Origin of the sequence: Vibrio sp. B1FIG11 (genome assembly GCF_905175335.1) — a bacterium.
In the GTDB taxonomy this organism is placed as follows: Bacteria; Pseudomonadota; Gammaproteobacteria; order Enterobacterales; family Vibrionaceae; genus Vibrio; species Vibrio campbellii.
Genome location: NZ_HG992751.1, coordinates 678116 through 702369, shown reverse-complemented (window position 1 = coordinate 702369; position 24254 = coordinate 678116). Strand labels below are relative to the sequence as shown.

Here is a 24254-nt window from a genome sequence, read left to right as displayed (position 1 = left end):
AGCAAACATCTACCCCTGGGTAGGTGTTTGCTAAAAATACTTCTAGCCGAAAAAACTCATTCTCCTTTCCACTTACTTATCTTTATTTTCCTGCTCGTTTTCCAACGCCTTTTGCGCTTGTTTCTTCGCTTTAATTTCTTTGCGGCGACGTTTAAAGAACGCTTGCAACTGAGAGCGGCATTCTTCTTCCAGCAGCCCATTTTCAACTGTTGCGTAATGGTACGCTGCTTGGCTTTCAAACAAGTTTAATACCGTTCCTGCAGCGCCTGCTTTTAAGTCAGGAGCACCGTAAACGACGCGTTTCACTCGGCTGTGTAACAATGCCCCAGCACACATTGGGCAAGGCTCTAGCGTGACATACAAAGTGGTATCAAGCAGTCGATAGTTTCCTAGAGCTTCACCCGCTTTACGCAAAGTTTGGATCTCCGCATGCGCCGTCGCATCATGAGCGCAAATAGAACGGTTCCAACCTTCCGCAATGATCTCTCCGTCTTTCACTAAAACAGCACCAACCGGCACTTCCCCTTCTGCTTCTGCTTGCTCTGCAAGCTCCATCGCACGGCGCATAAATAGTTCGTCTTGAGGGGAAAACTGAGAATTTGACAAAAGGAGGCTCCGATATTTGGGATAGATCGTGATTGAAAGTGGATTTTAACCTTCAAAGAGGGGAAGTGGAAGCGGATGCGGGATGCGGGATGCGGGATGCGGGATGCGGGATGCGGGATGCGGGATGCGGGATGCTATTTATTTTGTTTTCCTAGGAGCACATTCTGTCAACGCTGTTTGAACTGAGTTTCTTTCACTAATCTTTCAGCACACACCTCTCGATTCCTAGAGCGAAGCGTTCCCGACTCTCGAAGTGCGGTGCCTGTAGGGCAAAGTCCGTTCTTCAATTCCCGAAAACAAAAAAGCGCCAGTCTCTCGACCAGCGCTTTCTAAATTTACTAAATAGCTTCAGCGCTCTTACATTGTGTAAGTGTATGGCGCTTGAATACCTAGAGGAATATTTAGCATCCAGTAAACCACTAGGAAGATAGACCAGCCGATTAGCATTGCAATCGAGAATGGCATCATTAGCGATGCTAGTGTACCGATACCTGTCGATTTCACGTAACGTTGACAGTAAACCACTACTAGAGGGAAGAATACCATCAGAGGTGAAATGATGTTCGATACAGAGTCACCTACACGGTAAGCCGCTTGAGATAGCTCAGGAGAGATACCCACAGCCATTAGCATCGGAACTAGGATTGGACCGATAAGAGCCCATTTCGCTGATGCAGAACCGATTAGAAGGTTTACAGAAGCTGTTAGAAGAATCATACCGATGATAGTTGCTTCACCAGGTAGGTTCATTGCTTTCAGACCTTCCGCACCGTAAAGCGCTAGCATCGTACCGATGTTTGATTGCGCGAATGCAGATAGGAACTGTGCACAGAAGAACGACATTACGATGTATGCGCCCATAGTAGACATAGTATCCGCCATCGCTTTGATGATGTCGTTACTTGTCTTGAACGTGCCTGAAACGCGACCGTAAACGTAACCCGGAATGATAAACAGGATGAAAATCAACGGAACGATAGACTTCATGATTGGCGCAGAGAACGCAGTGATCTCACCCTCAGGTGAACGCAGTGCAGAGTTTTCTGGAATAAGCGCCACAACAAGAAGAGCGATACCCGCCATCATTGCCCAGCCAGCGTAACGGAACGCTTTTGACTCAAGCTCAGTGAAAGAACCTAGATCTGGTGCTTTCTCTGCGTCTTCGTCGATTGGTGTGTTCTTTAGGCGTGGTTCGATGATTTTCTCAGTTACGTACCAACCGATAGCAACAATGATTACTGAAGATAGACCAGTAAAGAAGATGTTTGCTAGAGGGTTAACCACGTACTCAGGATCTAGAACCTGTGCAGCTGTTTGTGTGAAACCAGCCAATAGAGGGTCAATACCTGAAGGAATAAAGTTAGCAGAGAAACCACCTGATACACCTGCAAACGCTGCTGCGATACCCGCTAGAGGGTGACGACCAGCTGCGTGGAAGATGATACCACCAAGAGGAATAACCAGAACGTAGCCCGCATCCGCCGCTGTGTGCGATACGATTGCTACAAGAATTAGCATTGGAGTAAGAAGTTTTGCTGGCGTGAAGTTCAGCATCTTCTTAAGGCCAGTCGTGATGAAGCCAGAAGAATCGGCAACACCTACACCCAACATCGCTACAAGAACGATACCAAGTGGCGCAAAGCCAGTGAACGTTGTCACCATGTTAGCAAGGAAACTTGCCAGTGCTTCACCTGTTAGAAGGTTAGTAATAGTAAGAGCTTCGCCAGTTCGAGGGTTTAGAAGGTCGAAAGAAACATTCGACAAAAGTGCAGACGCAGCCCAAGTAATGATTAGTGCCCAGAAGAACAAAATCGCTGGATCAGGAATTTTATTACCTACTCGCTCGATAAAGTTCAGAAAGCGATCCATCCCGCTCGGCTTCGGTGACGGTGCCTTATTTACTGCTTGGTTACTCATGGTAACTCCATATGAATGATGTTGGTGCCATGGCCTATTTGAGTAATTATAACGGCCTATTTTCAACCGAGCATTCTATTAAATAGTCATTAAGAAAGCACAAGGTTCTACGCTTTTTTCCATATTTGGAGACATATTTTGCAAAAAAGCCATATCAATTAAACATAAAAAAAACAGTAGCACACCATTCGCATTAACAGTTGCAAAACCACCTATTAACCACCCAACCAAGCATAAAAATTGTCAATATTTACGATAAAAGCAATTGTACAAGAAATGCAAAACACCTTAGTTTTCGAACTCACTGTAACGCGAAATCATTGTTTTTAGCTCAATCGATTGCGTTTCCCCCATCCTATCTTTCCAGCTAGAAGTTATCGTGATGGTCTTGAGAGATCCGGAGATCGTTGCTGCAGGCACTTCCCACTCAACGATATAAGATCCAATAGCAGAAGATCCTGTTGCAATAGCAGCGAAACTGGCCGGTGTGATAGTAGACATTGCCTCAGAAGCACCTCGAGTGCGGAACAACTCAAGTTGATTTTCGGCCAGTCGCAGTGCCTCGATACTTTGAATCGCGTAATCCGATTCACGTTCCATGTAGATTTGTAGCTTAGTTAAACCAAGTGCGCCAATACCAAGCAGCAGAAACGAAATCAGCACCTCGATTAAGCTAAAGCCTTTTTGTTTAGAGATCATTCCAAGAGCCTTTTTTCCATTTAGTCTTCAGAATACGAGAGAGAGGCACATCAATTGCGTTGCCATCAAAATATAGATCTAGTGCAGCACCAAAAATAGCGGCCTGTCCCGGGGCATCCATTACATAACCACCTGAAGGGAAAAAAGCGCCTTGTTGATAATACACAATGTCGGTATCAGTCGGTTTAGGAGTAAAGTTAGCAACATGACCATCAAGTACTAACTTCAATGCCTCTAAATCGTCTTGAACCGTTGCAGAGCTGCTGCTCCATGAAGCAGAGGAGGGAGTGAAGTCAGGTTGGAAGTTTCCACTATTATCTGTTTCACCAGAAACAAAATGGAAAAGTAACCCTTTGAAAGTAAGCGCACCACTTGTAGTAAATAACCCATTGTGAGCAACCAAGATAACACCGCTAGGAGTGTAAGTATTAATAGCAGTTCCAATATTACTTAAATCAGTTCCCGTTAAATGACAATTACCATAAATCCAGATTAAGTCTTTTCCATTATTAATAATATTCTTTATCTGGGTACCACAATCATTAACCCTTGATGGGGCTGGTAAAGTTTGTTGCGTAAATTTCATTTCACCAGAGCTTTTAGTCAAAGAAGTAGCAGATACCTTTACAAACTCTTCGTTGGACATGATTTTGAACCAATCCTCACGTTTTTCAGCAAAGAAGTTTTCAAATGGCTGTTGTGATGCATCTAACAAGAAATCTTTTTGAGAAGATGTTGGCGAAGAAGTAACTGTTGATTGATGCCCAGAATCGCACCCCTGCCCTGAAGGAAAGTCAACATAGGGTTTAGCACTATCCGTTAACCCTTTATTCTGCAAATTGCCAAACACTTTCAATTTACTGCTGTATGTTACGGCTCGGCATTGCCATTTATTGGTAGTGCTTGCTTCTTTTAAAGGATCAGGGCTAATAGAGTTAGAGCCGTTTAAATAAAGATCTGCCGTTGTCTGGATAGCTCCAGCTCCATTTCTACCTGCGAATTTTATGACTTTTGTTATTTCAGCAAACCCACTCTCAGAGACTACCGTCAAATATTGGCTGGCTTTACTCAGTGTCAAACTTGAACTACAGGCATCTAGCTGTATTGTAGTCGGAACAGCCCCAGTCTCTTGAACTAGAGCGAAAACACACTCCAATCCCCCCTCAGCACGCCAGTGCTCTTGCCGCGCTTCAATTTGGTTATTGGCACGCTTGATCTGATAAAAAAGAGACTTGTAGCTACCAAGCGACATCATTAACGCCGCAACCAGCAACACGCTCACAACTAATAATGCTGCGGCTCCCTGTTGATTTCTCATTACTGCCAGTTCCTCTGCTTCACGGTAAACGACTGCTCTGTTTGAACACTTGTTGCGCCAACTAATTCCGTTCCTAAGGTAATGGTGACCACCGCGCTTTCAGCATCTGTGTTTTTCAGCGTACGAGCGGCAAGATCAAAGCGGTTAATATGAATCGCTCTTTTATCAAAAAGAGCGTTACATGTACCGGTGCCAGAAAGCGCAATAACTTGACTGACGTTCCATATCGTCGTTGTTTTTTCTCACAGACAAACAAAGACTCGGGCGTATTAATCCGCTGCTCATATACGACACTTTTATAAAGTGGCGCTGCACCTGAAGTCCCAACTTGATAGGCGTATGCAATCAACCCCATCCCCGGAGTATCAAGAGTGTAAATCGTATCGGTCGCACCTGAAATTTTGACTGAATCACTGCCACTTTCATTAAAGCCAGCTCGTTGGATATCGTTTCTTAACATCGCTAATACGCTGCCCGTATTTTGCAATAACATCAGCTCTTTAGAGCGCTCCATCGCCACCTTTTGGCCACTGATATAAAGCGAACCGACAATAGCGAGAGAAATCAGTCCTAAAGAAGAGGCAATCATGAACTCAACGAGGCTGGCACCTTTTTGGTTAAACATATTCATCCCTTAAGAACAGGTTGAGTACCCAAAGAACTCGGTGTTGTTGTTATCACTACATACACGAACGCGAGCAGAAAGAGTGTGAGAGATGAGTTTGAGTGCTTTTGTAGATTCTCCTACCGGATAAAATTTGATATTCCCGGAGGAAGGGCGACCATGAACGTCATCGAAGCTGATTTGAGTCGATGAATAACTTGGCGTAACCACAATTCCGTTGTAAGCCTCTCCCGAAAATGACAACAAAACCGTACCTGCTCCTTCGGTTCCGTTATCAGTAAGTTCTATTCGCCAATTGCCATCACTTGATGAAGCCCCAGACATAATAATGTGAGCCCAGAGTCTTTCTCTGCGTAAAACCGCTTCCGACTTACCTTGAAGAACAAAACCGTGTAGCTCATCAGCTAAGCGCTGCATTTTGTTGGTTTCAATAACATTTTGGAAAGATGGTGCTGCCGCCGCCAGTAAAACACTCATTACTGCGATGGTGATCAGAAGCTCCAACAACGTAAACCCGCGAGGCATTTCCCAAATTCCTATGCAAACGGCAAAAGGGCCGTAATTCATCTTGCGCTGATGCTATCACCTAAGAAAAATAGGCGGAAAAGTGAAAAGGGAACTACTCGTCATGATTCGAATTTCTGGTTGTAACGGATACAACAAACGATTTAGAGGGATGACATTGATCGAATTACTGATAGCCGTTGTGATCGTCGGTATCATTGCTGCTATCGCCTATCCGTCTTATAGCAACCACAGTATCACTGCCCATCGCACCGTTGCGATCAGTGATATTGCTCGTCTTCAATTGGAACTCGAGACGTCTTATGACGGGGGCTATGACTGGAGTGGATTGGTATCTGGTGGGCATTGTACGATCTGCGATTCAGACTCAGACCGCTTTTCATTTCATATCGTCAGTTCAGCGACTTTAGCGTATAGAATTGAAGCAACAGCCAAGTCTGATTTAGGGCAAGACAACGACAGTTGCTTCACTGGCCAAGACAAAAAAATAACACTCACTTCAACCAATATTGAATCGCCAAGCGCTTGTTGGAACTAGAGCGCATTTGCTTGAATCCATCAAGATATCAATCGCTAAATGCAAAAAAAGCCTGCATCGTTGCAGGCTTTTTATTGGATTCAGTTAACCGCGCAATTAGCTGGTTAAGTCATCAAAGAACTTCTTCACACCGTTGAAGAAACCTTCAGATTTTGGTTTGTGCTTAGTTGCAGCATCGCCACCACAAGACTCATCAAACTCTTTCAGCAATTCTTTTTGACGAGAGCTTAGGTTAACAGGTGTCTCAACCACTAGCTTAACGATTAGGTCACCCACACCGCCGCCACGAACGCCTTTCACACCTTTACCACGCATGCGGAACATACGGCCAGTTTGCGTTTCTGTCGGTACTTTAAGGTTCACACGACCATCTAGCGTCGGAACCTCAACTTCACCACCAAGTGCAGCCATCGCAAAGCTTACAGGCACTTCACAGTACAGGTTGTTACCTTCACGTTCAAAGATGTGATGCTCTCTCACGTGAACTTGTACGTACAGGTCACCTGCTGGTGCGCCCATTTCTCCTGCTTCACCTTCGCCAGACAGACGAATGCGATCGCCAGTATCAACACCAGCTGGGATCTTAACGTTAAGTGTCTTAGTTTTTTGCTTACGGCCTTGACCGTGACATTCGTTACATGGGTCTTTGATGATCTTGCCTTTACCGTGACAGGTAGGACAGGTCTGCTGTACAGCAAAGAAGCCTTGGCGCATCTGAACTTGACCGTGACCATGACAGGTACCACACGTTTCAGCTGAAGAGCCTTTCTTCGCGCCGCTACCATCACAGGTATCACAGTGAACAAGCGTAGGTACTTCGATCTCTTTTGATACACCACGAACTGCTTCTTCTAGCGACAGTTCCATGTTGTAACGTAGGTCTGCGCCACGTTGCGCGCGCTGCTGACCACCGCCACGACGGCCGCCACCAAAGATATCACCGAACACATCGCCAAAGATGTCGCCGAAGTCAGCACCACCGCCACCAAAACCGCCGCCGCCGAAGCCGCCACCGCCTTGTTCAAAAGCAGCATGGCCGTATTGATCGTACGCCGCTTTCTTTTGAGGGTCAGTGAGAATTTCGTACGCTTCTTTTACTTCTTTAAACTTGTCCGCTGCAGACTCATCACCCTGGTTACGGTCTGGGTGGAATTTCATCGCTAGACGCTTGTACGCCTTTTTGATATCGCGCTCAGAGGCATCACGGCCTACGCCTAATACTTCGTAAAAATCACGTTTTGACATGTTCTTCGTCACCAATTAATTACTGCAAACGGCATGATTTACCGCTTGGTGTTTGTATCGTTCTAGGTAAGTGCACTCATTGCAAAATACTTAACTAGAAAGACAGCTTGGACAAACAGACGGGCGTAAGAGTTACCCCAAACGCCCGCACACAAAAGTCTTATCGACTCTAGGCGACCATAAGTCGCCTAGTTAGAAATATTATTTCTTGTCGTCTTTAACTTCTTCGAACTCAGCATCAACTACGTCGTCTTCTTTAGACTGTTGAGCGTCAGCGTCAGCACCTTGTGCTTGTTGCGCTTGAGCTTGTTGTTGAGCGATTTCCATTAGCTTTTGAGCTGCCGTCATTAGCGCTTGAACTTTAGCGTCGATCGCTTCTTTGTCATCGCCTTTACGTGCAGTTTCTAGCTCAGAGATAGCTGCTTCAATCTTCTCTTTCTCTTCTGCAGGTAGTGCTTCACCAGCTTCTTCTACTTGCTTACGAGTACCGTGAATCATTTGGTCAGCTTGGTTACGTGCAGTCGCTAGCTCTTCAAACTTTTTGTCCGCTTCTTTGTTAGCTTCTGCTTCTTGAACCATTTTCTCGATGTCTTCGTCGCTTAGACCGCCAGAAGCTTGGATAGTGATCTTCTGCTCTTTACCAGTCTGCTTGTCTTTCGCTGAAACGTGTAGGATACCATCCGCATCTAGGTCGAAAGTAACTTCGATTTGTGGCATACCACGTGGTGCAGCTTGGATACCTTCTAGGTTGAATTGACCTAGAGATTTGTTGAAAGACGCTTGCTTACGCTCACCTTGAAGAACGTGGATAGTTACCGCGCTCTGGTTGTCTTCTGCTGTAGAGAAAACTTGGTTCGCCTTAGTTGGGATAGTTGTGTTTTTCTCAACTAGCTTAGTCATTACGCCACCCATTGTCTCGATACCTAGAGACAGTGGAGTAACGTCTAGTAGAAGTACGTCTTTAACGTCACCCGCAAGTACACCACCTTGAACTGCAGCACCCATTGCTACTGCTTCATCAGGGTTTACATCGCGGCGAGCTTCTTTACCGAAGAACTCAGCAACTTTCGCTTGAACCATAGGCATACGAGTCTGACCACCAACTAGGATTACGTCAGTGATGTCGTTTACAGATAGATCAGCGTCAGCTAGAGCAACTTTTAGTGGCTCAAGAGAACGTTGTACTAGGTCTTCAACTAGAGATTCTAGTTTCGCACGAGTCACTTTCACGTTCATGTGCTTAGGACCAGTCGCGTCTGCAGTCACGTAAGGTAGGTTTACGTCAGTTTGAGAAGTAGAAGAAAGCTCGATTTTCGCTTTTTCTGCTGCTTCTTTAACACGTTGCATCGCTAGTGGGTCGTTCTTAAGGTTGATACCTTGCTCTTTGTTGAACTCGTCTACTAGGTAGTTGATTAGACGCGTATCAAAGTCTTCACCACCAAGGTGAGTGTCACCGTTAGTTGCTAGAACTTCGAACGTTTTCTCGCCTTCAACTTCATCGATTTCGATGATAGAGATATCGAATGTACCACCACCAAGGTCGTATACCGCGATAGTGCGGTCGCCGCCTGACTTGTCTAGACCGTATGCTAGAGCAGCCGCTGTTGGTTCGTTGATGATACGTTTAACTTCTAGACCTGCGATACGGCCAGCGTCTTTTGTAGCTTGACGTTGAGCATCGTTAAAGTAAGCAGGAACTGTGATAACTGCACCAGTTACTTCCTCACCTAGGAAGTCTTCAGCAGTTTTCTTCATTTTCTTCAGGATTTCAGCTGAAACTTGAGGAGCCGCCATTTTTTGGCCTTGCGCTTCTACCCAAGCATCACCGTTGTCAGCCTTAACGATTTTGTAAGGCATGATTTCGATATCACGCTGAACTTCTTCATCTTCAAAGCGACGACCAATTAGACGCTTAATTGCAAATAGCGTGTTAGTTGGGTTTGTTACTGCTTGACGTTTAGCAGGTTGGCCTACTAGCGTTTCGCCGTCTGTGTATGCAACAACAGATGCGGTTGTACGCTCGCCTTCTGCGTTTTCAATTACGCGTGGCTTGTCACCGTCTAGAACAGCAACACAAGAGTTAGTAGTACCTAAGTCAATACCAATGATTTTACCCATCAGGCTATCTCCGAATAAATTCTATTTTCGTTTTGCTATATCCCCTATGTGGGGACGTAGAATCGGGTTTCAACCCTTACTCACAAACTAAAATAATGTTGTTTGCTTCTCTTATGCCCAATAGATAAGGGCTGCAAATAGCATTTCAAGGGAGAGAGCAAAAAAAATTGAAAAAAGTTGCGCAAAAGCGGGATGCGGGATGCGGGATGCGGGATGCGGGATGCGGGATGCGGGATGCGGGATGCGGGATGCGGGATGCGGGATGCGGGATGCGGCTCAATTTTGTCTTTTTAGAAGCGAGTCGTGTCAATACTCAATATAAGCTCCCAATAACTAACACCAATTCCATACACGCAGCGTAAATCCAAATTCAATACTCATTACTTTTGAAAGTGATAATGAAATATCAAAACTTAGATGTTTGGAAAATGAGCTTTACGTTGTGTAAGCATACCTACCAAGCAGTAGAGCACATCAAAGATTATGCGTTTAAAGATCAGATTCGTCGTTCTTCACTCTCAGTACCAAGCAATATCGCCGAAGGTATTGAAAGAGGCAGTCCAAGAGAAACAGCTTACTTCCTTAATGTAGCAAAAGGCTCAACTGGTGAGCTCAAAACTCAAATTCTACTCGCCTATGAGTTTAAATATATCAGCCAGTCTGACCGCGATGCACTTTGTGAAAAATGTGAACGTATCTCCCGCATGCTCTATTCCTTAATTGCCAAGCACAAAAACCAAAGCACCACCAATCTATAGCGCTACGCTCCACAGGATTAAGTCTGTTTCCTGAAGCTTCGCGGATTTTACTAATAACCGCTACGCGCACTCTTACATAATAGATTCTCAACAATGCTCCTTGGTCGCTTTCGGGAATGATACTGAGTAAGTGCAAAGCTATTTTTCTCGCCATACTCAAGAGTGAGGTTCGAACAAGTCGGGTATCAAATTATCTCCCTCTAAAATCTCGGAGTGCAGCGTTCCATAGGACGAAGTCCGTTCCCGAAGCGAAGCGTCTCTAAAAAGAAAAAGCGAGGCCCTAAGACCTCGCTTTAAATTCGATTGAGTGAGCAATTATCAATTATGCACTTGCTTGTGCAGGCTCAGCATCCACGATTTCTTCTTTACCAATCTCGCCTTCAGACTTAGCAACAATCGTGTTTACTGCAGTGTCGCCGACTACGTTAGATGATGTACAGAACATGTCGTTAATACGGTCAACCGCAGCAACAATTGCTAGACCTTCTGGTGGTAGACCCAATTGGTGAAGGATAACACCAACCATTACTACACCACCGCCAGGAACACCGCCAGCACCGATAGACAGTAGCAGAACCGTGAAGCCTAGAGTCACTAGGTCAGATACCGCGATAGGCTGACCAAATGCGTTTGCACAGAATACCGCTGCAATTGCGATGTAGATAGAAGCACCCGCCATGTTCATCGTAGCGCCCAGTGGAACACCAAAACCAGCTACCGACTTAGACACACCAATCTTGTCAGTAAGAGTGCGCATCGTTACTGGAATCGTCGCATTTGAACTTGCTGTAGATAGAGAGAACAGCACTTGCTCACGCGTCTTACGAGAGAACTCACGCGCAGAAATACCTGTGAACATTTGAACCGCTAGTGGGTATACAACGAAGATCCAAAGCACCAGCATTGAAACCACAAGAGCAACATAACCAGCTACCGATGCAAGCGTTCCTGCATCCAGTGTCGCGCCAAGTTGAATCATCAGAGCGAATACACCGTATGGCGCAAGGCTCATAACAAGGCCAATCAGCTTCATCATGATTTCGTTCGCCATCTTAAAAGTACGAACCGCAGGGCCGCCTTTTGAATCAAGCGCTTGGATAGCAAGACCTGTCAGAATTGCCATAAAGATGATTTGTAGCATGTCGCCATTTGCAAACGCCTGTACCGGGTTGCTCGGAACGATGTTCACAACCATAGAGAAGATATCCGGCGTTTCTGTTGACTTAAGTGCCACAGAGTCAGAAATCGTACCCGCTAGGTTTGCGCCAGCACCAGGCTGAACAATCATAGCAACAGTAAGAGCAGCAATAATCGCGACGACGGTATTCAAAATGTAAAGAGTAAAGGTTTTACCACCTAAGCGACCAAAAGAACGAATGTCTTTAAGCTCAACAATGCCACATACAATTGATACATAAACCAAAGGAACAACCAGAAGTTTAATCAGCGAAACGAACATGCCGCCTGCCCCTTCTGCCGTACCTAGGATATAGGTATCAAAAATCGCAATACCGCTAAATAAGTACTGAATAGCTGTACCCAGCACAAGGCCGGCGAACAAACCAATAAAAATCTTACTAGAAAGCGATTTATCCATCATAAATCTCCGAAATGTTGTGTTTGCTATTTATATTTTTATAGTTACATCTGCTGATTTTTACGGCAGACCTCGCGAATAATACACACCAGAGTTACAAAATAAAGACTTTCTTTACAGAAATGTTAATAGATAACATTAAAAGTAAATCACTAGATCCACATTCATATTCAGAATTAAATCTCGAAGGCAAGTCAGAACAGCCACTTATAGACACAGCATTCCATAAGTAAGCAATATAAAGAAAGGATGTATCCTATAAGAAAAATATTTCCCAATAAGAAAAACTTTGAAGAGGATCAAATTTCAAATTCATCGCATATTCAGAGGAGTGAATATGCTGAGGGCATGTTTGAAACAAAAACGCCCGCTATTGAATAGCGGGCGTTTTAATATATTTATATCAATGGGTTAACTGATTACTTAGCAACCATAACCATTGCAGGACGTACAACACGGCCGTTTAGCTCGTAGCCTTTTTGCATCACAAACATCACTGTGTTCGAGTCGTGATCTGGGCTCTCTTGAATAGACATCGCTTGGTGGAATTCAGGGTTGAATGCTTCACCTTCTGGGTTGATCTCTTTCAAACCAAATTTCGATACTGCGTCTACAAATGTCTTATGCGTTAGCTCAACACCTTCAAGAATTGGCTTAACCACTTCGTGCTCTGCATCTGCAGCTTGGATTGCACGCTCTAGGTTATCGATAACTGGAAGTAGTTCTTCAGCGAATTTGTTCAGAGCGTACTTACGAGCTTTATCGATTTCTTGCTCAGTACGACGACGCATGTTTTCTACTTCAGCTTTAGCGCGAAGAACCGCATCTTGCTGGTCTTTCACTTTTGTTTCGCTAGACAGTAGTGCTGCTTCTAGTTGAGCAATCTTAGCGTCTTTCTCATCACCAATGTCTTCAAGTTCTGCTTCAGCTTCTTGTGCTGCCGCTTCTACTTTCTCCGCTTCTTCGATGATTTGATCAAGCTCTTCTTCTGTAACTTTGTTTTCTTCGTTGCTCATGATATCTCCAGAATTCAACTTAATGTCCTTAAAGCCACTCACGTTTTGTGGGCTTTAACCACATAAAAATTCGCATATTTAGGTAACTTGCCATTATTATGGGGATGAAGATTCCTGATTCAAGCCTCTTTAATGCGGAAATGCTATGAAAAACCCATGTAACGTGATCGCGATTATCGGAAAACCACGAGATCAGCAGGCAATTCAAACTCATAGAGAGTTGTACGAATGGCTGACATCCGAAGGTTACCAAGTGTTTATCGATGATCGCCTTGCTGCAATTTTAGACGAAATCCCGCAAAGCCAATTTGCTAGCCTCGTTGAACTGGGTAAAAACGCGGATCTCGCTATCGTTGTTGGCGGTGATGGCAATATGCTGGGCGCAGCGCGTATTTTGTCGCGCTTTGACGTGGCCGTCATCGGTGTAAACCGTGGTAACTTAGGCTTCTTAACGGACTTAAATCCGGACGACTTCAAAGAAGCATTAAAGGCTGTACTGAAAGGCGAGTACATCGAAGAAGAGCGCTTTTTGTTAGAAGCAGAGATTCATCGCCACGGACAAATCAAGAGCCATAACGCGGCCTTGAACGAAGCAGTGCTTCACCCAGGGCAAGTGGCGCACATGATTGAGTTTGAAGTTTATATTGATGACAGCTTTGCGTTTTCGCTGCGTGCCGATGGTTTAATCATCTCTACTCCAACAGGTTCGACTGCCTACTCGCTTTCTGGTGGTGGTCCAATTCTGTCGCCAAGCTTAAACGCGATATCTTTGGTGCCAATGTTTCCACATACCCTTTCAAGCCGACCACTAGTGGTGGATGGTAAGCGCCGTATTAAGCTGATCGTGTCACCAGAAAACCGCGGCACACAAGAAGTGAGCTGTGACGGGCAAGTCTCCCTACCAGTGTCTCCGGGTGATGAAATACATATCTATCAAAGCCCAAACGTGCTTAAGCTAATTCATCCCAAAGACTACAGCTACTACCACGTACTAAGAAACAAACTTGGTTGGTCAAGCAAACTGTTTTAATAAACAAAGGTTGATGTGAAAGCATCAACCTTTTTTGAAAAAGCAGAAATAAGCGCTCAACTATTAGTTTTATCCCATCACTTTTCGAGTCACTAACCCAATTATCGATGCAATTCCTGATGCTCCGCCTTATCACACCGGGTGACTTTGTCGATAATTCTCCTTCCTGATGTAGGCACCTCTGAATGCCGCTCACCTAAAAGCAACAACTAATACCGTAGCCGTTTTTGAACCGCTCACAATTAATCCGAATCGACCGTAACTTATTCAATTTAAATAAATCGTTTTATTTTACGCGACCTATTTTTCCTTTCTCCATCACAAAAAAGCGCTTCTTTCATAAAAAATACCGCACCCACCTTTACTGTATAAAGAAACAGTATATACTGTTTTCTTATACAGTATTGTTCAGTTATACAGGTAAATAAAAATGCTGGCTCATCTAAGTGTTAATAATTTTGCGATTGTTAAGTCTTTACAGCTCGAGCTTTCAAAGGGCATGACCACCATCACTGGTGAAACAGGTGCAGGTAAATCCATTGCAATTGATGCTTTAGGTCTTTGTTTAGGCGGGCGTGCCGATGCAGGCATGGTGCGACAAGGCGAAGAAAAAACCGAAGTCAGCGCTGCCTTTTTACTGGACAACAATCTACACGCAACGCGTTGGCTAGAAGATAACGACCTGCTGGATGGCAGCGAATGTATCTTGCGTCGCATCATCACCAAAGAAGGCCGCTCTAGAGCCTTCATCAACGGCAGCCCAGTCCCACTTTCACAACTCAAATCTCTTGGGCAGTTGTTGATCAACATCCATGGACAGCACGCACATCATCAATTGATGAAAAGCGAGCATCAAATGGCCATGCTTGACCAATATGCAGGACATTTAAACCTATTAAAAAGCACACGCAGTGCTTACCAGCATTGGCGTCAGGCAGACAATAACCTTAAGCAGCTAAAAGAGAACAGCCAGCAAAACCAGGCACAAAAACAGTTGCTTGAATACCAAATCAAAGAACTGAATGAGTTATCGCTAGGTGAAGAAGAATTCGCAGAGCTCGAGCAAGAGCACAAACGACTGTCCAACAGCGGTGAACTTGCCGCTACCTGTCAGCAAGCCATCGAACTTATTTACGAAGGTGAAGAAGTCAATGCGCTTGGTATTTTGCAATCGGCCAATCACTCCCTAATCCAATTAGCGGAATTAGATGAGAAACTCGCTGAACTACCAAACATGCTGTCAGAAGCAATGATCCAGCTAGAAGAGACCAAAAACGAACTTCGCAGCTACCTTGATGGCATTGACGTCGATCCGGGTCGCATGGCTTATGTCGAAGAACGCTTTTCTAAAGTGATGTCGATGGCTCGCAAACACCATGTGATGCCTGATGAGCTGTACCAGCACCACCAAGATCTGCTGGCACAAATCGAAGCACTAGATTGCTCGGATGAACGCTTAGATGAGTTAGCACAAGAAGTGGAGCAGAAATACCAAAGCTTCTTAACTCAAGCAGAAAAACTGCACAAATCACGCAGCCGCTATGCTAAAGAATTGAACAAGCTGATCACGCAAAGCATGCACGAGTTGAGCATGGAAAAAGCCGTGTTCAGTATCGAAGTGAACAACGAAAACGCGCATCCATCTCCACTAGGCATGGACAGCGTATGCTTCTTGGTTTCAACCAACCCAGGCCAACCATTACAACCTATCGCTAAAGTGGCATCGGGTGGTGAGCTATCACGTATCTCCTTAGCGATCCAAGTGATCACAGCGCAGAAAGTTGACACACCAAGCTTGATCTTCGATGAAGTGGACGTAGGTATCAGTGGTCCAACAGCAGCTGTTGTCGGCAAGATGCTGCGCAAACTGGGCGAATCAACTCAAGTAATGTGTGTAACCCACTTGCCGCAAGTTGCTGGCTGCGGTCACCAACAAATGTTTGTAGCCAAACACACCAAAGGCGGCCAAACTGAAACACAAATGCGCTCACTAGATGAAGAACAACGCGTGGCAGAACTCGCTCGCCTACTTGGTGGCAGCCAAATCACTGACTCTACATTGGCAAACGCAAAAGAACTGCTTATCGCGGCTTAACAGATCGGCAAGGGATGAGAAGTGGATATCAGAGCAATCAGCAAAACCGACTGCTTAGATCTCGTCCCTATCCTTGTTGAGTTGGAGCATTACTAACATGGGTTTGCCCAAGACTAAAAAAACAGACGGCTCAGTACGCTACTTGAAATTGTCCATTATCCGCATGACTGATTGAAGTTTGCGATATGTCATCCCACTAATGTGCGTAAGGTTGCGACATTTAGCGTGCAATATCGACGAATAAATGCAACTCAACTCAAAATTCGTTGTCAGATTTCCTACCATACGACGCATAGCTTTTTACATCTGCGTCGAGCTTGTTTATTATCAGCGCAGTATTTTAAAGGTTACTAAGAAATTATTATGCAATTAAAGAAGTGGTTAGTTGCCGTACCATTAGCAATGACATTGCTGACAGGATGTTCGGTATTGGAAAAACTGGTTTATCGTATTGATATCAACCAAGGCAACTATGTAGAACAAAGTGCGGTTGATAAATTAAAGTTTGGGATGACTAAAGCACAGGTTCGCTACGTTCTTGGTTCACCTATGTTGGTTGAAAATGGCTACCCAAATACGTGGTACTACATTTACCACCACACTCCAGGTCACGGTGAATCAGTGCAAAAAGATCTTATCGTTAACTTTAACGACCAAGGCACACTGGCAGACATCACAGGTGACTACCCGAAAAGCGATGCGTTTTACGAGAAGATTCAGTAAACAACCTTTATTTTCGCAGTATTCCTAAAGCCTCCGCACGGAGGCTTTTTTATTTCGGCTGGCGCGCACAGAGCGAGAAAAGTAAGCTCCAGAAACAACAAAACCTCCCAGTTGGGAGGTTTTGTTTTATATCTTCAAGCATTATTCCGCTGATTTTCTCAAGGCGTTTGGCTTACCGCCCGTCACTGGGTCTGCATTGCCAGCCACTTTTGCTTGCTCAGCTCGTTTGCGACGAATCTCTTTTGGATCCGCCAATAATGGACGGTAAATTTCGATTCGGTCTTTGTCTCGAACCGTCGCATCTAGTCGAACGTTGCGGCTATAAACACCCACTTTGTTCTTCTTCAAATCAATCTCTGGGTACAATTCAAGCACACCAGACTGACGAATAATCTCTTCAACAGTGGCATGGTTATTCACCACCAAGTTAAACACTCGCTGCTCTTGAGGTAAGGCATACACCACCTCAACGTGAATCATGTCCGACTCAATACTCATAGCACTCGTACACCTGTTTCGCTCGATTGGTAAAAGCATTCACCATGTTACTGGTGAGCTCGTTGAAAATCTTGCCGAAAGCCATTTCGATCATTCTGCTTGAGAATTCAAACTCAAGCTTGAGCTCCACTTTACACGCTTGCTCGTCAAGTGCGGTAAAGATCCAGCCACCACGCAACGTCTTAAATGGTCCATCAACCAAGTTCATCATGATAGCCTGGCCTGGAATAAGCTCGTTAGACGTGGTGAATGTCTTGCTGATACCTGCTTTTGCTACATCGACAGAAGCCACCATACCCTCGCCCGAAGACTCAATGATTCGTGAACCTGAACAACCAGGTAGAAACTCAGGATACTTCGAAACATCATTGACCAGATCGAACATCTGCTCTGCACTAAAAGACACCAAAGCAGAACGGCTGATTTGCTTCATACACACTCCTATCGATACGCGTACAAGTTTAAGACTTGTGCCAATTTTACTTTTATTCGACGATAGCGCAAATAAAAGGATTTCCTAACGTATATCCAACCCGTATAATGAGGCCATTATGGTAAAGAAAAAATCAAAGCAAAAAGCGGGTAGCAACACTATCGCGCTTAATAAAAAAGCTCGCCACGAATACTTCATTGACGATGAAATTGAAGCCGGCATGGAGCTACAAGGCTGGGAAGTGAAAGCACTTCGCCAAGGCAAAGCCAATATCGCTGAAAGCTACGTTTTCATGCGTGATGGTGAAGCTTTTGTCAGCGGGATGACGATCACTCCTCTTAACCAAGCTTCTACTCACGTTGTCGCAAACCCTACACGCGTGCGCAAACTATTGATGAGTCGTCGTGAACTCGACAACCTTCTTGGTCGCATCAACCGTGAAGGTATGACGCTAGCCGCGTTGTCACTGTACTGGTCTCGCTCTTGGGTGAAGATCAAAATCGGTGTTGCGAAAGGTAAAAAGCTTCACGACAAACGTACCGATCTGAAAGAAAAAGATTGGGCTCGTGAAAAAGCGCGCGTAATGAAGAGTTCACTGCGTTAAACTTGACCACTTAGACGCATAGTACTGGACAGCCTAGGCTTTTCTGTTACTATGCCGATATTACCTCTGGGGCTGATTTAGGATTCGACGGGAATTCAGAAGTCTGAGGTGCATGCCGAGGTGCGGTAGGCCTCGTTAACAAACCGCAAAAAAATAGTCGCAAACGACGAAAACTACGCACTAGCAGCTTAATAACCTGCTCAGAGCTCTCTCGCCCTAGCTTCCGCACGTAAGACGGGGACCAACGAGGGATCAAACCCAAACGCGCTAGCCCGGATTCTCCCGCCTGAGAGATGAACGGCGAATTATAATTCAGGATAGTCATTTACTAGCGTGTCGGTTCGCAGGTGGGTGGTGAATTTAAAGATCGACTAAGCATGTAGTACCAATGATGAAAGGTTTTCGGACGCGGGTTCAACTCCCGCCAGCTCCACCAAACGTTTGGAAAGGGCCAACTCGAAAGGGTTGGCCCTTTTTGTATCTGCAATTTGCATCCCCCCTCAACTCATCGCTTTGACTCCAAGCCAAAATCTCTTAGTCTGTGGTTAAGCATTCATCAATGGACATGAGATCATGCTAAAAGGCAGTGAATACCCTTCTATTCGTGCACTTCGAACCTTTGTGGCGGTTGCTAACCAGCTGAGTTTTTCTAAAGCGGCAGAGAGTTTGTGCGTGACTCAAGGTGCCGTGAGCAAACAGATTGCGACGTTAGAGCAACTGGTCGGGCTGCCTTTAATTCAACGTGGTATCAACGGTATTGAGCTCACCGAAGAGGGAAAACGTTACTTACCCAAGGTAACTGAAGCGTTGGAGATCATCCAACATGCGACGGCAAGCTTGATCCAAACCGACACAGAGCAAGAATTATTGGTAGTCGATGTCACGCCTTCTTTCGCCAGTTTGTGGTTGGTGCCGAACATTGATGCATTCCATCAAACCCATCCTGATATCCGCGTTAAAGTTCGCACCAGTGATGGTCCAATAAATCAGTTAGACGTAGACAGCGACATCACCATCCGTTGCCTTCCTCTCTCCAGTCACTACGAACATGGTCGATTGTTGCGTCAAGAAACGCTGCTGCTAACTGGCCCATCAAATTCTTCAACGTGTAACGACAAACAATCCATTACGGATTTCGCTTTTATTCCTCAAACAACGCGCCCGCAGTTGTGGGAGCAGTTCAAACTAGAACAATCTCTGCAAAGCGCGATTCATTATCACCCTGTCGGTCATGAGCATTTCTATCTTTCTTATGAAGCGGTAAAGCTTGGCAAAGGGCTTGCCCTCCTGCCTGATTTCATGGTGCAACAGGCGATGTCGAGAGATGAGGTCCACCACATCCAACAATTGCGTATGCATAGCCATTATGGCTATTACGTATTTGTGCCGAACTACCGTCTAGCGGCGCGAAAAGTCTCGCTGTTCAATGATTGGCTATTTACTCAGCTTGGAGAAGGCGTCGGTTAGATAACGACTCCGCTTCAATTTTTCAATCTGTGGTTGAAGCCAGCACATCAAAAGATATTCGCGTTACACTGAAGGGGTTGCCAACTGTAATGAGGGTTTATGACGTTATCTCCTGCCTTTTTGCGTAAAATCTGGTACTCCCCTTCTGTCAACCTTGGTCTGCGTGCCACCAGCGCGATTGTTCTGTTCATGGGGTTGGGTGTGCTATTCAACCAAATCAATCTCGCCATGACGGCTTTAATGACCATGCCTGCAGCATTGATCAGTGGTTTAGACACTGCCGGTCCTAGGCGTTGGACACGCTTTGCAATTACCGCTTTCACGTGGAGCATTACGCTTGTCATCAGTTATTCCCTGCTGAATATGGGCTTACCACTGTGGCTGACTTACGGCGCGATGGGAGCAGTATTGGCGAGTGCAGCAGTGAATGGTCCGTTTTGGGGACGCCTTGGCATGTCGAGCTTACTGATCGCGGTCGTGAGCTTGTCACTACATAATTCCAGCGCGGTACTTGGTCTCTATCCTATGTTGGTGTTGGGACCACTCATTTTTGCGCTGTTCAGTTGGCTTTGGTTTGCCTTATGGAAACATTACGCGCTGCGTGTATGTCTTTCTGCGATTTACGAGACGCTGGCGGACTATATTCAATATCGCCAAGCTTTTTTACTTGGAAGCGAAAACGATGCCCCGAAACGACGCATCAAATATCAGTTGATTGAACTGTTTCAGCAAGCGCTGCAATCAGAATCTTTTCGCTCTAAACATGAAGATGCCAACTCTCTACGTCAGGCTTTGTTTTTGGCGCTCGATACGTTTGAAGTCGTCTTGAGCAGCCATACCAGCAACCCTGATCTGCTTAAGCAATTTCAATCCAGTAAACCAAAACGAGATCTGCTCTTGGTTTGGAGCCAACACTGTCAGCAAAGATTAAGACACAAAGCCAAGCAGCTTTTGCATAACACGCATGAAGAGATGGAACACTTGAGCTCACTAGAGCAGGAAGCCCATGATTTGATTGAGGCGGTGAAGCTAGAAGACCAACCTCGCTTTCGCTACTGGGCATACGCGGTCAAGCATATTTCTCGTCGCATTGAGCTCAATGAACCCGCTTATGAACGCTCCTTTGAGGTGCAACCATTCGAGCTGTCTTTTCGTTTACCAAGTCGAGGCAACCCGATTTGGCGCCACGTGACTCGCGTTGGTTTGATGTTTGCTCTTGGCGCTGGGATTGCCGAATACTTTGAATTGATTCGCCCGGATTGGGTGTTGATTTCCATGTTGATGGTCATTCAACCGAGCTTCTTGGCAACCCGAAGTAAAACTTGGCAACGCTGTTTAGGTACAGCGCTTGGGGTACTGTTCGCCACCTCATTGATTCACCTTGGTGTTCCGACGACCATTCTACTTGTGTTGATCGCAGTTCTATTACCTGTCGCAATGCTCAATATTATGCGTCATTACTCGCTGGCGATTGGCTGTATTACCGCACTGTTGATTTTGGTTTATCAGACCATGGCACACCAAGGGCTCGACTTTGCCGCTCCGCGCTTGATAGACAATGTCGTCGGTGGCGCAATTGTCCTACTCGGCTATGGCTTATTGTGGCCACAGTGGCGAGGTAAGGAGATTCATACCCAAGCATTAAAAGCACTCGATAGTTCAAAAAGCTTATTTGTGTATTGCTATGAGCAGTTACAAGTCGACACAGAGCAACGTGATCATATGGCGCTCACTAAGCAACGTGCCGCTATGCTCACCGCTGAAAGCGACCTTGAACTGATTTACAACGAGATGCAACAAGAGCCAAGGCACACTCGTGCCGATCCACATTATTATGAAGATATGTTGAGCCATTATCGCTTGTTGAGTCACTACCTTTGCTTGCTGATCCCTCTAGTGAGAACGGGCACCCATTATGAAGGCTCAACGCAAGTCGAATGCCTGATTCATAATGCGATGGATGCGTTGATCAGTACGATTCGTGACAATCGTGTTCATGAACTGCCAGCACTGAGCAATAAAACCGATGCCGATCATCCCTCCTCAAGGGCTGGTCAACGATCTGTCGAAGAGATCATCTGGCTAGCATTGATGACAATTAAGCAAATGCACGACTTAGTAAGGCGCAATCTAAGAGACTAAATACGCGCCACTATTATCAACGGAATGTCAGATTTTACTGACGGAGAACAACGTCGATTGACCAAGCTAACTAACAGGAGTATCACTCCAGCTTCGTTCCACTTTTGTTAGAGGAAAGCGTTTGGAACACATAAATGAACTATTGATGGCGATGAAGCCGCTGCTTGAGCAATATGGCTATCTCGCCCTTATCGTCAGCATCTTTCTTGAAGGCATTGGTATTCCGATGCCGGGGCAATCGCTGATGATTGCAGCGTCTATCATCTCATCTGAGCATGTCATGAACCTTAGCTTAGTGATGATAGTCTCTTGGTTGAGTTGCTTTTTTGGCAACACGTGCGGCTACCTGATTGGCTACAACTTTGAAGGTTGGTTAGACAAGAAAGGCTATATTTCTGGCCCCAAAATGCAGAAGCTACAAAATACGATTCAGAAGTATGGTCCTGCTTGTTTAGTTGTCAGTCGCTTTGTTGAAGGGATGAAGCAGTTTATGCCGCTTGCTTGCGGTATTGCTAAGATGCCGCGCAAAGAGTTCTTGTTGGGTAACGCGCTTGCAACCACCATTTGGGTTGCCGTATTCAGTTTGCTCACCAACTTTACGTTTGAGCACTTGAGCGTCCTTAGCCAGTTCTATACCGATCATCGCTACGTGGTTTGGTCTAGTGCAGCACTGCTGTTCTCACTGATGATCTTCGCACTTGTCAAACGAAAAAAAGCGTAAATGCTCTAAACCAATGTAATTCCGCAAAGGCTCACGGTATCAATAAGATATGTTATGTGAGCCTTTTTTATTGGTCTTTTGGATTAAAAATAACTAGCCATTTAGACGTCTAGACGTTGACAAGTCTTTGGTGTCAGATTAGTCTGCTCGCCTTATTTATTGATTATGTTGTCGTTCACATGTCTGGTTCTAAAAATTCTAATAAAGCAATCGCACCATCAGCGGTCGCACTTTTACCTTTAGTGCTATTCCTTGCGCTGTTTATTGGCGTAGGCACTTATCTTTCTTTTCAGGGTGTCGCTCTGGCATTCTATCAATTCCCAGCACCAATCGCTGCTTTGCCAGCGGTGATTCTCGCTCTTATTCTAAGTAAAGATAAGCTCAATAAAGCAATTGAACATTTTATGCAGGGTGTTGGTCATTCCGACATCATCGCCATGTGCATGATCTACTTGCTTGCAGGCGCTTTTGCATCGGTAGCAAAAGCATCTGGCGGTGTCGATGCAACGGTTAATTTTGGCTTGGCTACCTTACCCTCTGGCTTAATCTTACCGGGTATCTTCGTGATTTCTGCATTTATTGCGACCGCGATGGGTACGTCAATGGGCACCATTGCCGCTATAGCTCCAGTAGCATTGGGTATTGCGCAGTCTGCTGGCATGAGCATTCCTCTTACCGCAGGTGTAGTACTGAGTGGAGCCATGTTTGGTGATAACCTGTCGATAATTTCGGACACTACAATTGCGGCAACACGCTCTCAGGGATGCCAAATGAAGGATAAATTCAGAGAGAATGTCCGCATAGCAATACCAGCAGCCTTAGTCGCTATTGCAATTTTTACTTACTTTAGTACGGAAGCGGTATTACCCGAGACTGGGGCTATTGAATGGCTTAAGATTTTACCTTACATCTCTATTCTTGTACTAGCCGCTTCCGGAGTGAACGTCTTCGTCGTATTGACAATAGGGATAGGCTTAGCAGGAATTAGCTGCTTGACCTTTGTGAAAGATTACGCCGTTGCTAACCTTGCAAATGATGTTTATTCTGGCTTCACTAATATGCAAGAGATCTTCTTACTATCGATGCTAATCGGTGGTTTAAGTGAACTCATGCGCCGCCAGGGTGGCTTAGCATTTCTGACAAATCTTGTAAGTAACATGATAGCTAAATTTAGTTCAAAGCATTCTCTGAACGTCAGTAGCCGCGCAAGTGAGTTAGGTATCGCTGGCCTGGTTGCGATGGTGAATACCTGTACCGCCAACAACACCGTTGCCATCATTGTATCAGGTAGCGTGGCTCGTCAACTGGCAGAAGAGAACAACGTATCACCACGTCGCTCTGCAAGTTTGTTGGATATCTTCTCATGTGTTATCCAAGGTGTATTGCCATACGGCGCACAAGTTCTGCTACTGGGCTCGGTATTTCACCTTTCTCCACTAGAAGTCGTCGCGAACTCTTACTACTGTTTCGCGCTTGCAATTGCAGCAATCGTGGCGGTGTTTATCAAGCATCCAGCGCGTCAGTCTGTAACTCAGGCTGAAAGCTAAAATTAGATTTTAAGAAGGCTCCGATTGGAGCC

General features: G+C 45.3%; 21 protein-coding genes, 1 other RNA gene and 1 pseudogene. 11 read left to right on the top strand and 12 right to left on the bottom strand.

The genetic code is table 11. The annotated features are described in order from the left end of the window. Positions 1-72 precede the first annotated feature (72 nt). From tadA to KHO06_RS03190, 6 genes and pseudogenes are all read right to left on the bottom strand, one after another. Positions 73-606, bottom strand: coding sequence for a tRNA adenosine(34) deaminase TadA (gene tadA / locus KHO06_RS03215; RefSeq protein WP_080771468.1), 534 nt, complete (start codon positions 604-606; stop codon positions 73-75). Between the two features lie 357 nt (positions 607-963). Continuing rightward, positions 964-2523: an AbgT family transporter gene (locus KHO06_RS03210; protein WP_050905587.1), complete on the bottom strand. Its 1560-nt coding sequence runs from the start codon at positions 2521-2523 to the stop codon at positions 964-966. A 288-nt stretch (positions 2524-2811) separates the two neighbouring features. After that, a complete protein-coding gene (locus KHO06_RS03205) occupies positions 2812-3222 on the bottom strand; it encodes a prepilin-type N-terminal cleavage/methylation domain-containing protein (protein WP_212582097.1) in 411 nt (136 codons plus the stop codon). Then, positions 3212-4540 (bottom strand): hypothetical protein, encoded by a 1329-nt coding sequence (locus tag KHO06_RS03200; protein WP_212582096.1) that lies wholly within the window; start codon positions 4538-4540, stop codon positions 3212-3214. Before KHO06_RS03200 ends, KHO06_RS03205 begins: the two co-directional genes overlap by 11 nt. Continuing rightward, positions 4540-5165: pseudogene (locus KHO06_RS03195) on the bottom strand (pilus assembly protein PilW). Before KHO06_RS03195 ends, KHO06_RS03200 begins: the two are co-directional and overlap by 1 nt. A gap of 9 nt (positions 5166-5174) precedes the next feature. Beyond that, the gene (locus KHO06_RS03190; RefSeq protein WP_212582095.1) at positions 5175-5690 is read right to left on the bottom strand and encodes a GspH/FimT family pseudopilin; all 516 of its coding nucleotides are present in this window, start codon (positions 5688-5690) and stop codon (positions 5175-5177) included. Between the two features lie 103 nt (positions 5691-5793). Between KHO06_RS03190 and KHO06_RS03185 the strand changes: the two genes are divergently transcribed. Next, entirely contained in the window at positions 5794-6228 is a 435-nt protein-coding gene (locus KHO06_RS03185) for a prepilin-type N-terminal cleavage/methylation domain-containing protein (protein ID WP_212582094.1), read from the top strand. 96 nt (positions 6229-6324) lie between these two features. On the opposite strand, the gene dnaJ is transcribed toward KHO06_RS03185, so the two are convergent. Next, positions 6325-7473, bottom strand: coding sequence for a molecular chaperone DnaJ (dnaJ, locus tag KHO06_RS03180; protein ID WP_005440230.1), 1149 nt, complete (start codon positions 7471-7473; stop codon positions 6325-6327). A 201-nt stretch (positions 7474-7674) separates the two neighbouring features. After that, the gene (gene dnaK, locus KHO06_RS03175) at positions 7675-9591 is read right to left on the bottom strand and encodes a molecular chaperone DnaK (protein ID WP_005440231.1); all 1917 of its coding nucleotides are present in this window, start codon (positions 9589-9591) and stop codon (positions 7675-7677) included. A gap of 398 nt (positions 9592-9989) precedes the next feature. On the opposite strand from dnaK, the gene KHO06_RS03170 reads away from it, so the two are divergent. Further along, positions 9990-10349, top strand: coding sequence for a four helix bundle protein (locus KHO06_RS03170; RefSeq protein ID WP_051117850.1), 360 nt, complete (start codon positions 9990-9992; stop codon positions 10347-10349). Between the two features lie 322 nt (positions 10350-10671). On the opposite strand, the gene KHO06_RS03165 is transcribed toward KHO06_RS03170, so the two are convergent. Both KHO06_RS03165 and grpE read right to left on the bottom strand, forming a co-directional pair. Then, positions 10672-11946, bottom strand: a complete 1275-nt coding sequence (locus KHO06_RS03165) for a dicarboxylate/amino acid:cation symporter (RefSeq protein WP_010648318.1) — start codon at positions 11944-11946, stop codon at positions 10672-10674. A gap of 419 nt (positions 11947-12365) precedes the next feature. Further along, positions 12366-12962, bottom strand: a complete 597-nt coding sequence (gene grpE, locus KHO06_RS03160) for a nucleotide exchange factor GrpE (RefSeq protein ID WP_005533732.1) — start codon at positions 12960-12962, stop codon at positions 12366-12368. A gap of 145 nt (positions 12963-13107) precedes the next feature. On the opposite strand from grpE, the gene nadK reads away from it, so the two are divergent. The 3 genes from nadK to bamE all read left to right on the top strand — a co-directional run bounded on the left by nadK (position 13108) and on the right by bamE (position 16810). After that, complete coding sequence (gene nadK / locus KHO06_RS03155) at positions 13108-13992, top strand: NAD(+) kinase (protein WP_212582093.1); 885 nt, start codon at positions 13108-13110, stop codon at positions 13990-13992. Positions 13993-14422: 430 nt separating this feature from the next. After that, a complete protein-coding gene (gene recN / locus KHO06_RS03150; RefSeq protein WP_005424702.1) occupies positions 14423-16087 on the top strand; it encodes a DNA repair protein RecN in 1665 nt (554 codons plus the stop codon). A gap of 363 nt (positions 16088-16450) precedes the next feature. Continuing rightward, the gene (gene bamE, locus KHO06_RS03145) at positions 16451-16810 is read left to right on the top strand and encodes an outer membrane protein assembly factor BamE (protein ID WP_005424693.1); all 360 of its coding nucleotides are present in this window, start codon (positions 16451-16453) and stop codon (positions 16808-16810) included. Between the two features lie 141 nt (positions 16811-16951). Here the strand turns inward: bamE and KHO06_RS03140 are convergent, their stop codons facing one another. Continuing rightward, on the bottom strand, positions 16952-17308 hold the full coding sequence (locus tag KHO06_RS03140) for an RnfH family protein (RefSeq protein WP_005533748.1): 357 nt from the start codon (positions 17306-17308) through the stop codon (positions 16952-16954). Then, positions 17298-17741 (bottom strand): SRPBCC family protein, encoded by a 444-nt coding sequence (locus KHO06_RS03135; protein ID WP_038890695.1) that lies wholly within the window; start codon positions 17739-17741, stop codon positions 17298-17300. The genes KHO06_RS03140 and KHO06_RS03135 overlap by 11 nt, the downstream gene beginning before the upstream one ends. A gap of 118 nt (positions 17742-17859) precedes the next feature. Between KHO06_RS03135 and smpB the strand changes: the two genes are divergently transcribed. The 6 genes from smpB to KHO06_RS03105 all read left to right on the top strand — a co-directional run bounded on the left by smpB (position 17860) and on the right by KHO06_RS03105 (position 24222). Next, positions 17860-18345, top strand: a complete 486-nt coding sequence (smpB, locus tag KHO06_RS03130) for an SsrA-binding protein SmpB (RefSeq protein ID WP_005424760.1) — start codon at positions 17860-17862, stop codon at positions 18343-18345. 68 nt (positions 18346-18413) lie between these two features. Continuing rightward, positions 18414-18781: a transfer-messenger RNA gene (gene ssrA / locus KHO06_RS03125) on the top strand. A gap of 137 nt (positions 18782-18918) precedes the next feature. Then, the gene (locus KHO06_RS03120; RefSeq protein ID WP_212582092.1) at positions 18919-19812 is read left to right on the top strand and encodes a LysR family transcriptional regulator; all 894 of its coding nucleotides are present in this window, start codon (positions 18919-18921) and stop codon (positions 19810-19812) included. 99 nt (positions 19813-19911) lie between these two features. Then, positions 19912-21954: an FUSC family protein gene (locus KHO06_RS03115; protein ID WP_212582091.1), complete on the top strand. Its 2043-nt coding sequence runs from the start codon at positions 19912-19914 to the stop codon at positions 21952-21954. A 145-nt stretch (positions 21955-22099) separates the two neighbouring features. Next, a complete protein-coding gene (locus KHO06_RS03110; protein ID WP_212582440.1) occupies positions 22100-22675 on the top strand; it encodes a DedA family protein in 576 nt (191 codons plus the stop codon). A 179-nt stretch (positions 22676-22854) separates the two neighbouring features. Further along, on the top strand, positions 22855-24222 hold the full coding sequence (locus tag KHO06_RS03105) for a Na+/H+ antiporter NhaC family protein (RefSeq protein ID WP_212582090.1): 1368 nt from the start codon (positions 22855-22857) through the stop codon (positions 24220-24222). Positions 24223-24254 lie beyond the last annotated feature (32 nt).